This window comes from Xenorhabdus hominickii (assembly GCF_002632725.1).
In the GTDB taxonomy this organism is placed as follows: domain Bacteria; phylum Pseudomonadota; class Gammaproteobacteria; order Enterobacterales; family Enterobacteriaceae; genus Xenorhabdus; species Xenorhabdus hominickii.
Genome location: NZ_NJAI01000002.1, coordinates 1 through 13,614 on the forward strand (window position 1 = coordinate 1; position 13,614 = coordinate 13,614).

General features: G+C 43.7%; 2 protein-coding genes and 3 pseudogenes. 4 read left to right on the forward strand and 1 reads right to left on the reverse strand.

The genetic code is table 11. The features are described from left to right. Positions 1–4,466, forward strand: a 4,466-nt coding sequence (locus Xhom_RS07255) for a non-ribosomal peptide synthetase (protein ID WP_169928406.1), incomplete at its 5' end; no start/stop codon positions are given. Positions 4,467–4,646: 180 nt separating this feature from the next. Here the strand turns inward: Xhom_RS07255 and Xhom_RS48920 are convergent. Then, positions 4,647–5,060 (reverse strand): annotated as a pseudogene (locus tag Xhom_RS48920) (IS1 family transposase); the annotation flags it as partial. A gap of 469 nt (positions 5,061–5,529) precedes the next feature. Here Xhom_RS48920 and Xhom_RS07275 point away from each other — a divergent pair. The 3 genes and pseudogenes from Xhom_RS07275 to Xhom_RS36480 all read left to right on the forward strand — a co-directional run. Further along, positions 5,530–11,274: pseudogene (locus Xhom_RS07275) on the forward strand (non-ribosomal peptide synthetase). A 517-nt stretch (positions 11,275–11,791) separates the two neighbouring features. Next, positions 11,792–12,739: a hypothetical protein gene (locus tag Xhom_RS07280; RefSeq protein ID WP_069316708.1), complete on the forward strand. Its 948-nt coding sequence runs from the start codon at positions 11,792–11,794 to the stop codon at positions 12,737–12,739. A gap of 394 nt (positions 12,740–13,133) precedes the next feature. Beyond that, positions 13,134–13,509: pseudogene (locus Xhom_RS36480) on the forward strand (IS1 family transposase); the annotation flags it as partial. Positions 13,510–13,614: the final 105 nt, after the last annotated feature.

The following is a 13,614-nucleotide window of genomic DNA, read 5'->3' on the forward strand; positions in this document are numbered from 1 at the left end:
CAACCCATCCGCAGGTGAAACAGGCGGTGGTGATTGACCGGGTGCATGAAGGGCAGAAAGCGCTGGCCGCGTATCTGGTCACCGACGACACCTTACCAGATCAAAACCTGCCGGATGAAATGCTGATTGCCCATTTGTCTGCCCGTTTGCCGGACTACATGGTGCCGGCCAGTTTTACCCGCCTTGATGCTATTCCGCTGACCCTGAACGGCAAGCTTGACCGTCAGGCCCTGCCGGCACCAGTATGGGTGAAGCTGGAAGGATATGTGGCGCCGCGCAATGTACAAGAAACCCAGCTCTGTGCAATTTGGCAAGAAGTATTAGGTATTGAGCAGGTGGGGATCGAGGATAACTTCTTCCGTATCGGTGGTAATTCTTTGATAGCCATCAAGCTGACTGCGGCCATTCGTCGTACATTGGCGGTGGAAATTTCGTTAGAACAGGTATTTGAACTGAAAACCGTTGCTGGTCTGGTGGCGGCGATGGGGCAACAAGCCTGCACGGTGATCCCTCACGTTGAACTGACATATTATCCCCTGTCATTTGCGCAGGAGCGAATGCTGTTTATCGAACAATTTGAGCAGGGAACACATGCTTACCATGTCCCTTATCTGGTGAAGTTGGATGACAATGCCAGCCTGCCCTTGTTGGAAAGGGCGATACATCAGGTTGTCGAACGTCATCCGGTGATGAAGACGATATACCGCAGTGATGATGAGGGATATGCCTATCAACAGGTGCTTGAGGACAATTTGATCTTCCGGTCACAGTCTTGCACAGATATTGATACCCTCCTGCAAGCGGCACGTGCAGAGATGGCAACCCCATTCAGTCTGACGGAAGAGCCGGGATTGCGTTTATGTCATTATCAATTGGCTGAACATCATTACTTATTGATCATGTGGCATCACGTTGCCATTGATGGTTGGTCGATTGATATTTTCCTGAATGAACTGGCGGAGATCTACCACGCTCTGCGAGAAGGCCGGGCTAGTCAACTTCCTGTACTGGATATTACCTATGGCGATTATGCCAAGTGGCAGCGTGACTATTTGCAGGGAGAGGTGCGTGAACGTCAACTGGCTTACTGGCAGCAAGCGTTGGCCGGATATGAATCGCTCGCTTTGCCAACGGATCGGAACCGACCCGCACAGGTGGATTATCAGGGACGGGATTTCCATTTTACGTTAGAGAGTGAGCTTTCCGATCAATTGACGGCGCTGGCGAAAACACAGGAAACTACTCTGTATGCTGTTTTGCTCAGTGCGTTTTATGTCACATTGGCGAAACTGTCCGGACAGGATGATATCGTATTGGGCACGCCCACGGACAACCGGCATCATGCCCAAACTCAGGCGCTGATTGGGATGTTTGTCAACACGCTGGTATTACGGGTACAGGTTGAGCAAACCGGCAGCGTGAAGAGTCTGATTAGACAGACTCATACAACGATCGCACAGGCCAAGGCGCATCAGGATATGCCGTTTGAGCAATTGGTTGACGCGCTGGAAATTGTGCGTGATGCCTCCCGTCACCCTATTTTTCAGGTGATGTTCGGGTTGCAGAATTTTGGTGATGGTCAGACAACAGGCGCAGAACTGCCCTTTAATCCAGTAAAACTGGATGGTGCATTGCACAGCCCTGCCAAATTTGATCTGAGCTTGTTTATGTCAGAAAGTCAGACTGGTATTGCTGGCGGTATAAATTACGCGGTGAGTTTGTTTGACGAAGCGACGATAGCGCGGATGGCCGATATCTATCAGCGGGTGCTGACAGCGTTTGCGGCCGATCAGCAGCAATCTCTGGCGGGCATTAACGTCTTGTCCGAACAGGAGCGCAACACCTTGCTGCATAGCTGGAACCAGACCGATGTACCGCATCCGCAGGATCGGACATTACATCAGCAGTTTGAAGCTCAGGCAGCATCCACGCCGGATAACATCGCGCTGGAATTTGAGGGAGAAACCCTGACCTACCGGCAGTTAAACGAACGGGCAAACCAGTTGGCTGGCGTGATCCGCGAATGCTATCGGCAGCAACATCATGAATCGATGCCGGCAGACACGCCTGTGGCGCTGTATCTGGATCGCAGTCTGGAAATGATCATCAGTATCTTGGCTGTACTGAAAGCTGGTGGGGCTTACGTGCCGATGTCACCGGAATATCCATCGGAGCGGGTTAAATTTATTCTGGTCGATACCCATTGCTCATGTGTCGTGACCCAGAAGCGGCATTTGGCCGTTTTGGAGGAATGTACACTGGGATTACCGGTTCAGCCATCACTACTGGCCGCAGATGCTCAGCCTGTCATTGACGGAGAGCCGGCGGAGAACCCAGTACCCGTGAGTAGTGCCACTGATCTGGCCTACATCATCTACACCTCAGGCACGACCGGTCAGCCCAAAGGTGTTGCGCTGACGCATCAAAGCGTTATGAATCGGCTGTGTTGGATGCAGTCTCTATATCCTTTAAGTCTGGCGGATAAAGTGCTGCAAAAAACGCCTTATACCTTTGATGTTTCGGTGTGGGAGCTATTGGCGGCGAACTGGGTCGGGGCCTGTATCGTGATTGCACCGCCTGATAGCCATAAGCAACCGGAAGCCCTGCATACATTGATGCAGAAATCGGGGATAACCGTAGTTCACTTTATCCCATCAATGTTGGGTGCTTTCTGCTTATCGTTACAAGCATTAAAACAGCGGTTAGCCGACACCGTCCGCTATGTATTTTGCAGTGGGGAAGCGCTGACGGAATCGCAAGTCAACGCATTGAAGGCAATTAATCAACATTCCAGCGTGTTAATTAATCTCTATGGGCCAACGGAAGCGGCGATTGAGGTTTCATACTTTGATACGGCGAGTGACTTCAATGGCAACGTACCCATCGGACGTGCGATCGATAATATCCGCCTGTATGTTATTGATAGTTACGGAAACTTGTCTCCGATTGGTGCGCCGGGGGAACTGTATATCGGCGGCATTGGGTTGGCTCGAGGGTACTGGAACCAGCCGGAACAGACGGCAAAATGTTTTGTGGCGAACCCATTTGCGAGCGAGGAGGATCGGGCTCGGGGTTATACCCGCCTGTATAAAACCGGCGATTTGGTGCGTTGGCGAGCAGACGGCAATCTGGAATATCTGGGGCGCAATGATTTTCAGGTGAAAATCCGTGGTTACCGTATTGAGCTGGGAGAAATCGAAAACGCGCTGGTTTCTCACCCGCAGGTCAAACAGGCGGTGGTGATTGACCGGGAGCATGAAGGGCATAAAGCGCTGGCGGCATATGTCATTACGGAAGCCGTATTATCTGATGAAACCCTGATTGGGCATTTGTCTGCCCGACTGCCGGAATACATGGTGCCAGCCAGTTTTACCCGGATTGAAGCGGTGCCCCTGACCTTGAATGGCAAACTGGATCGTCGAGCATTACCCGCCCCGATATGGGCCAATCGGGACAATTATGTTGCACCACGCAATACACGGGAAAGGCAGCTTTGTACAGTTTGGCAGGATGTCTTGGGACTGGAACGGGTTGGTATTGAGGATCACTTCTTCCGTATTGGTGGCAACTCCCTGATGGCTATCAAACTGACAGCGGCCATTCGCTATGACATGGAAATCGATATACCGTTAAGTATCCTATTTAGCCACAAATGTATCTCTCTGTTATCAGAATGGCTGGACATTAATAGCTTAAAGGCCAACTTGCTGAATGTATTAACACCCGAATCAACAGCAACGGATAAATTATTCATGGTACATGCGGCCAGTTGTGGCAGTGAAGTTTATGCGCCTTTAGCCAACGCTTTGTCTGAGGTATATAACTGTATCGGTATCGATAATTATAATCTTTGTACGGATAATCATATCGCGTCATTACAAGAGATGGCTAAAACTTATCTGGAATTAATTTTGACTGAAACATCTCTTGATAAACCGATTAAAATTTTAGGTTGGTCATTAGGCGGTCAAATCGCTATGGAGATTGCATTCCAATTAGAACAAATTGGTGCAAAAGACATTCAATTATTCTTGTTAGATACAGTTATCTATACTGAACAGTTAAAAGACATCAGAAAGCAATTGGATATGGAATATGTCCTGAAAGAAATGACTGTGAAATTGCAGGAGATGGGTTCAGATGATATTTATATCAATAAAGTATTGGATGCACTGCCTTTTGAACATCAAGTGATTAATTGTAATTTGAGTGGGAAATTAGTTCGTACAAAAGTGACTTTATTTAAAGCGGGTAAAATGAATTCAGACTATAAAGGAGATATTGGATTAACGATAAACCAATTAATAGCAAAAATGCCAGAAAATAATATTTCGGCATGGGCAGTGAATGCACCTGTGATAAAATTGATTCATGATCGCTCTCATGGCGATATTATTGAATCTATTACCACGATTAGCACTGAAATTTCTGATGGTTTATCTATTGGTGAAGATATAACAATATAAGCTAATCTGATTGCTGTTTTTTTGATTGAGTAGGCCTGTTCTAGGCCTACTCATCTTGTGTTCAAAGCACCGTAGCCGACTCAGTTTTTTATTGGAAGTGTCGAAAGTTTAATCACTTATACATTACAACCTAAACACTCGCACTTGAATTTACGGTCACGGCTCCAATAGTTAGATCCCTTAACAAAGGTAGTGTTCCTGTTCGATGAAGTACCTATTGCTTTGTCATGCATCTTTTCCGATTTGGAATAACCCAGCATTTGTCGATTCAGTCTTTTTAAACATGTACGGAGTATCAGGTTGGTTCTTTCTATACGTTGGGTGTAATATTTTTCAACAATATGCTTTTCTTTAGGAAGTATGCTGTACGATGAAAAATTACCGTACAGTAAAACCGAATATTAAAAGGAGATAATAATTCAAGCAATTGACTTAATGCGTTTACATTTCTTGGTGTGAGTTTTTTTAATGTGCGAATGATTGTGTTAATGCCAACCTTTAGGACTCGGCTATATCCCGAACGCCGGAATTATTAATCGCCATATCAACGATCTGCTCTTTCACCCCAGGATTGCAGGCTTGATAGGTATACTCATTAATGGTAATTAAATTAATTAATATTAATTGCATTATAAAAAATATCCATCAATTTTATGATGCCTAAATCAAATAAAACGACAAATGACTTGTAATGAACGGTTTGTTAAGTGTTAATTAATGACTTTTAAATTTTTGCCCCGATATTTAATTATGACGAATTATTTGGTAATTTATTCAGGATTTAAAACTGCGAATAAACCTCTCTTAATGTTTTCAATAAATGTTAATCACTTATTATCTATTGTAACGACTAAAATACATCGCCGCATTTCTTTTATAAACATAATGAAAATAATTTCATACCTATTTATTAGGTTCTTATGGTTAATTGGCGAGAAATTATATCCTGAAAAATAGATAAAATAAAAACTATCAATTCAATAAATCAACATGGAAATGTTTTTTCGTTAAAAACATTTCCATGTTGAAAAATAAAAAATATATAATTATTGGAAGGTAATATATGAAAGATGCTGTGCAAATTGTAAATGAGGCTCTAAATCAAGGTATTACCCTGTTTGTTGCTGATAACCGCTTACAATATGAAACCAGCCAAGACCGTATTCCACCCGAACTGCTTAGTGAATGGAAAAACCATAAACAAGCACTAATTGATTTCCTGAGTCACATTGATTCAGAAGCAGATACTTATCAGCTACAAGATATCCAGCGTTATGACAGTGCTGAACATTATCCGCTCTCATTCGCCCAGCAGCGCTTGTGGTTTATTGACCAAATTAATGAAGGCAGCCCCCAGTACAACTGTAAGGGGGATTTCAGGTTGCGGGAGAAATTAAATCTCAACGCTTTCACTGAAACGATCAAAATGTTGCTTGAACGCCATGAATCATTACGCACCTGTTTTAAAATTATTGATAACGAACCGCGGCAAGTGGTGATGACAGATTATGACTTACCCATTACGGAGTATGACCTATCCAATCTGAGTGAAATAGCGAAAAAACAACACGTTAAGAAATTTGGTAAAGAGGAAGAGAGCCAGATATTTAATCTCAGAGCCGACTTGATGCTACGTGTCCGATTGATAAAGTTGGCGGAAAATGACTATGTCATTCTCTATACCATCCATCATATTGCCTGTGATAGTTGGTCGATGGCGATATTTCTTAATTAATTCATTTTGTTATATCGAGCTTACTGTCAAGGCGTGGGGAACCCACTACCACCGTTGAAAGTCCAGTATACCGATTATGCCCAATGGCAACGGAACTGGCTGCAAGGCGCGATGCTGGAAAAGCAGCAAACTTATTGGCAGCAACAGTTATCAGGTATTTCGCCACTGCATTGTTTTCCATTGGATAATCCACGCCCTGAAAAACAGCGTTTCGAAGGGCGTATGCATGGGCAGCGTATTTCAAAGGGTCTGACACAAGAAATAAGAGCTTTGTGTACGAAATATGAAGTTACGTTATTTATGTTTCTGGAAACGGCTTTTGCCGTCCTGTTGGGCCGTTACAGTAATGAAAAAGACATTCTGGTTGGAACGCCACTGGCCGGAAGAGTACATCATGATATAGAACCGCTGATTGGTTTTTTTGTCAATTCACTGGTGATCAGAACAGATTTATCCGGCCAGCCTACCTTTAGTGAGTTATTAAAACAAAACAGCCACACCATCTTGGATGCCTATGCGCATCAGGATCTGCCCTTTGAGATGCTGGTAGAAAAAATCAGCCCGGAGCGAAACTTAAACTATAACCCTATTTTCCAAATTATCTTTACGTTAGAAAATACTCAGCAAAATACAACACTGGAACAGAATTATGGTGTTGAGTTTGATGAACGCCCGCTTCTGGAATCCCGATTTGATTTGGAAATCCATGTTTATGAAGAAGAACAGGGTGAGTTAGCGGTTTTATGGACTTATGACACCAGCCTGTTCAAAAGCATCACTATTGACCGATTAATGGCCAATTACGAAACACTGCTGTCCGGCATTGTTGATGCGATGAACCTGCGTATTGGCACGGAAGAGCCTTCCGTCTATGACATTCCACTTTTGTCAGTCGCTGAACAGCACAGACTTCTGCATGAATGGAATGGGCCGCAGGATCACAGCCAGCGCGAAGGCTGTTTCCATGAACTGTTTGAGGAACAGGTCGCACGAAATCCCGAAAAGACGGCGCTGGTGTTTGGCGATACAACCCTGAGCTATCAGGCATTGAATGAACAGGCCAACCAGCTCACGCATTATTTGATCGAACTGGGCATTCAACCCGATACGCTGGTCGCGCTCTGTATTCCCCGTTCATTACGGGCGGTGGTGGCGTTGCTCGCTATTCTGAAAGCCGGAGGGGCTTATGTGCCGTTAGACTCGAGTTACCCGCAAGCGCGCCTTCAGTATATGCTGGAGCACAGTGGGGCGGAATTAATCCTGACCGAAACGCATTTGATAGAAAAATTACCCATTAGTCAGCAAACGGTGATCTGTCTGGAGACTGAATCTATCCAGTCACATCTGCACAGTTTACCGAGCGAGAATATTACTGAACGCCCATTCCCTCTGACCGAAAACCATCTGGCTTATGTGATTTATACCTCCGGTTCGACGGGCAAACCGAAAGGCGTGATGCTGGAACACAAAGGTTGGGTCAATTTGGCACTCTCGCAGGCGGCTTTATTTGGTGTCGATGCACACAGCCGGGGATTGCAGTTTGCCTCCTGGAGTTTTGATGCTGCGGTTTTAGAAATATCGATGACACTGGCGTATGGTGCCACGCTGTATTTGATTTCAGAAACCCAGCAACGGACTTCTGAATTGCTGGATGATGTAGTGGAAAAACACCAGATTACCCATGCGGTGTTACCTCCGGCGCTATTACCTCATTTGGGTTTCAACAAGTGGCGTTCTGTCACCACCTTGCTTTTAGCCGGCGAAGCGGTGACACCGCAAATTGCAACCCGCTGGGAGCAGGGCAGAAAGCTGTTCAATGTCTATGGCCCGACAGAGTGTACCTCCATTGTAACTACCGGGTTATTAACGGGAGGCCGGATTGTGATCGGCAAACCGCTGCCTAACACGGTAGCCCGCATTCTTGATGCAGACGGTCGGTTAGCTCCGATTGGTGCGGTTGGGGAGCTGTATATTGGTGGTATCCAACTGGCACGGGGTTACCGGAATGCGCCGGAAATGACAGCCAAGCAGTTTATCCGCGATCCATTCAGCACAAATTCCAGCAATGAAACTGAAAACAGACTGTATCGCACTGGCGATTTGGTGCGCTGGACAGCCGAAGGGCAGTTGGAATTTATTGGCCGAATCGACTCTCAAGTCAAGGTGAGAGGATACCGGATCGAGCTGGGTGAAATCGAAATCGCTTTGGCCGGGAATGACATTTTAAGCAATGCCGCTGTTATGATGCATGGTGACAGTTATGGCAACGATAAAGAGAAAAAACTGATTGCCTACGTTTGCCCGACCACAGATTGGCTGGGGGAAAAAGCGTTGGAATTTAATGCAAATTACCCTGAATACGAGGCGGCGGTAACTGACGCCCAATATCGTCAGCTCATGATTGGCAGTACTGAACATGGCGGTGTTGCCGATGAAAACGGACAGGTTATCAATTTGGGAACCCTGACTGACGGCGAGTTTGATACGGTCGTGATTAATGCTGTTGCCCAATTTGTCCCCAACCGTCAATACTTGGAAGCGCTGTTCGATCAGTTAATCCCTGCTATTGATGCCGGTGGCAAAATTCTGCTGGGGGATATCCGCAACTTAGATCTGCTGACCGCCCATATCACCGCCATCGAGCAGAGCCGCCTGAACGGGCAGCATATTGACGTGGGCACATTGGCAAATCGTATTCAGCGGCGCTTACAGCAAGAGCAGGAGTTTTTGCTCAGTCCGGCCTATTTTGCCCAATTGCCGCAGCGTTACCCGGCGATCAGCCGGGTTGACATTCTGGTGAAACGCGGGGTGGGTGACAATGAAATACTGCGCTACCGCTATGATGTTGTATTGCATATACGAGGAAAAAATACGGAGTCTTGTGGTGAGCAGCCTCTGGCTTGGTACGATTTCGATTCGCTGGAAAAATTGCACCATCAGCTCCAATATCGGCTTCAAGCAGGAGCCGATGAAGCATTCGGGGTTTCCGGTATCCCTAATGCCCGCGTCAAAGATAACCTGGCCTTAGCCGAAGGTCTGCGCCATTGGCCGGCGAATCAGATGCTACCTCCGCCAGAGTATACCGGCAGTCTTTCCCCAGAGGCGACAGCTCAAATTGAAGCTTTTGAATCCCTGCTTCAATATGCTGAGCAGTGCGGCTACCAGTGTGGCGTAACCTGGTCACAGCATCAGCCTGATTTGCTGGATGTGATTTTCAGCCGGTGCGAACTGCCGTCGGTGCTGGCGCGTACAGGCTACAGCCAAACCCATTTGACCAACTATCCCCATATCTCTGCCATCGGGAATGAGCTTTCTGAGCTGCTTGAATCAGCCCTGAAAAAACAACTGCCGGAGTATATGGTGCCGAGCCTCTATATCCCGCTCGAGCGTATGCCGCTCACACTGAACAACAAAGTGGATAAGAAAGCGCTGCCCATCCCGAATGAAGAGGATTTGCGCCGGCAGATTTATGTTGCACCGAGAAATAGTGTTGAGAGAAAACTCTGTCAGTTATGGCAAGAGCATTTGAAAGTGAAGCAAGTGGGTATTCACGACAATTTCTTTGCGCTCGGCGGTTATTCCCTCTTAGCAGTTAAGATCACAGCATCGATCAGACATGCTTTGACCGATAATTTCAGTATGCATCAACTGTTTACAAACCCGACCGTTGCACAAATCGCAAATGTGATTCATGACGCTAAGCAGCATGAAATATCCGTGGTTGAACCATTACAAAATACTCCTGATGGCAAAATACCGATTTCTCATTGTCAGAAGATGTTTTGGTCTTTGGTTCAAGAAGGCTTTTTGGAAGACAGCTTTCATGTGCCTATTACGTTGCTGATAAATGGAGAACTTGATCGCAATGCATTGGAAAAAAGCTTGAATGTCATTCTAGAGCGACATGAAAGTTTACGTTTTAAATTTTATCAAGAAAATGAACAGATTTTCGTACAACCTGATAATGATATGAAAATCAATTTACAAATCGTTGACTTGATGCAAAGAGGAATAGAAACAGAAGTAGAGCAAGAACAACTTATTTTTGAGCTAAAAACACTTTGGGAAGAAAAACTGAGGACACCGTTTGATATTTACAATGGTTCATTAATCAGGGCATTCTTACTACCCATTTCAGAAACAAACTTTGTATTACTGATTGATGTTAACCATATTATTTTCGATGGTTGGTCGTTCGGTATCTTTATCAATGAGTTTAAAGATCTCTATACGGCTTATTCACAAGGCGAAGAGCCTATTCTTCCGCCAATAGCCATGCAATATTCAGATTACACCTATGACTTGCAAAAACGTCATAAAACAGAGGAATATCAAAAACAGATCAAATTCTGGCAACAGCAATTTGCTGATGTCAATATGAGTTATGATTTTCCCATTGCTTTCAGCAAACATTTGGCTTCAAAGGGTCACTTTAATGTCCGTTGTATTAATACACCGAATTCATTGGCTAATGCAGTTTCACATTATTGTGAAACTAACACGATTACGCCTTATATGTTATTTATGTCTCTGTTCCATACTTGTCTTTTTATGCATTCCGGTATATCTCAGCATATCACTTCTTCTCCACTGGCTGACCGTCACCATATAGAAAGTCAGCAAACGATAGGGTTGTTTTTGAGTGATTTACTCGTCAAATCAACGATCAGTAAGGAAATGAGCCTGAATGATATTATCAACCAGATCAGTCAGTTTATTTATAAGGCTCTGGAAAACTCAGATATCCACATGTCTGCTGTTATTGACGCTGTGGGTAAAAAGGTAAGGGATTCTATATTTAACGTTCTCTTTAATTATGTGGATGCACCCAATGATGAGAATTGGTCATTGCCAAATCTTGACGTAGAGTTTATCAATATCGAGCCGGTTCCCTTCCAATCGCTCGGAATAAATCTTATCAAAACACCACAAAATATCATTTGTGAACTGAGTTATAACCCAGAACTGTATACTGAGGACGTTGTCGATAATCTGGTGAAATATTATGAACGATTATTGAATGTCATTGTATCTGGTCAGGAAAAAGAGAGTATCAGTCAATTTTATGACTAAATTCCTTTAGGGAAATAGAGATTGAGCCTCATGGATGAGGCTTATTGAACGACTACTCTTTAACAAATAAAGTGCCTCCAATTCTCAATATCCAGTTAAACGCTTCTTTCGACTATTGCAACAATTATTGCGAATAGTTCGTTTTCCGCACGAGTAGCAGTAATTTCACTGATAGCTGCTGCATATGACAATGTTTCTTCAGTCCCCAGCATTGCTCACAGACTTACTGTTGTGAGGGCCTAGCCCCTAGAGTTCACATTAAGTGATAATGAGCTTGCATTTATCGCATTTTTCGATCCACATTAGCGGTCGCTGTTTGATAGACCAGACTCACATTAACTGCATGAAATTAAAAATACAGGGCTAGAGGCGGCCTTATGTCAGTACAGATAAATTTTTTTCCTGTTAATAGGCTGTAATAATAAATGGGGACGACAATGAGGTAATAGTTAGACTGAAATTATCGCCTTTTGTTGTTGCCAAAGATTCTAGTTTTCATCACCAGAGGGATGCGGATATGCGGATTATGATGGTATGTTTTATTCTTTTATTTTGTGTGGGGAAAGTGCTGGCAACCACTCCTCAAAATTATCTTTACACATCTTCCGGCCAGCTTGAAGAATTACGCTCGTTACTTGTGAGACCTGATATTAGTGGTGTACAGATTGTTTATACTTGGAAACAACTGGAAAAATCAAAAGGAGAATATGACTTTTCAGTCATAGAAAAAGATCTGTCAATACTCAACAAAATGAATAAAAAGCTCTTCATTCAGATCCAAGATCGATTTTTCGGACCAAACGACAGAAATATTCCACTCTATTTACTGCAAGAATCTCAATATGATGGCGGTTTAATTGCGCAGTCAGACAATCCAGGTGAAGGTCAGGTGTCTGTTCAGGGCTGGGTCTCCATACAGTGGAATACAGCCTTAAGGGAACGATATCAATATCTTCTTGCGGCATTGGCAACATCATTCGATGGAAGAATCATCGGTATTAACCTCCCCGAAACAGCCATTGATATTGACATGAAAAAAGCAAATGCTGATTTTACTTGCGATAAGTATTTCTCAGTAACTATAGACAACATAATATTTGCCAGAAAAGTTTTCAAAAAATCGTATGTTGTACAGTATGTTAATTTCTGGCCCTGTGAATGGAATAACGAACGTAGCTATATGTCTCGTCTGTTTGATATTGCACAAAAAAACAACATTGGGCTTGGAGGGCCTGATATCGTTCCTTATAAGAAGGCACAAATGAAAAACTCATATCCATTTTTCCATAGATATAAAAACAAACTAAACCTCGTTGCTATGGCAGTTCAGGAGCCCACACTAACCTATACGAATCCACAAACAAAAAAGAAATTCACTCAGCAAGAGTTTATTAAATTTGCAGAAGAATATTTGGGGGTTAATATTATTTTTTGGAGTACCAGCTCCCCTTGGTTGAGTAAATAAATTGGATGAAGTTCTTGTTACCAAGATAAGGTTTAGTGTTTACTTTAGTCCAGTAAACGAACGTTTTTGGCGCACGTTGGCAGGATACTAATTTCCCTGTGAAAACGGCCTCTTTATTGTGGCGATAAAGTCTAATTTTTAGTCAATGTTGGCAGAGCTAACATTGACTAAAAAATTACCTTTCTCGATATATAATAAAAAAGATAATTTTCCTCTTTTTTCATAACTGATTATCCATTGAGTTGCAGATGCCTTTGCCCTGATATTCCAACAGATCTATTATGGCTGAATAGAAATCTCTATTGATGTCTTATTCTGATGAAAAACAAGCATCTCATTCACATTTTGGTCACGTATTCAAAGTATTGTCGTTTGAGTATACTCCCTATTTTCAATGACAGAGAAGACTACAGTAGATGTGATATGTCAAACTAAGGATGTGAAAAAACATATGGCACAGGTAAAAGAGGGTATCAGCGTTACCATTGTTTCTCGTGTGGTCGCATTTTCCAGCTTGACTACTCTTATCGTATTGTCAGACCGGAATAAAAGAGCAGGTCGTTAATTTAGTCCTGAATAATTCAGGTATTCGCGATACAGTCCTGGCACTGCATATCAGTATTAATGTTGTCGTCCAAACTTTAAAAAGTTGTCGCTACGATGTGTAACCACGTTACCTTTAGAGAATTTAGAAATCCAACTTGTCTGTGAATTTGATGAAATGTGGTCGTTTGTCGGTAATAAAAAACAACAACGTTGGTTATGGTAGGTTTTGGGGTCATGTATTAAATAGTTAGTTGTTGTGATATGCTTCCCGCCTTTTAAGGGTAAAGCATGGCCAAAGCTGACGTCTATTGCCGTTATTGTCACAAATC

Bases quoted from the DNA above. Each gene is read 5' to 3' on its own strand.
- Xhom_RS07280 (WP_069316708.1), top strand. From the start codon at position 11,792: ATGCGGATTATGATGGTATGTTTTATTCTTTTATTTTGTGTGGGGAAA.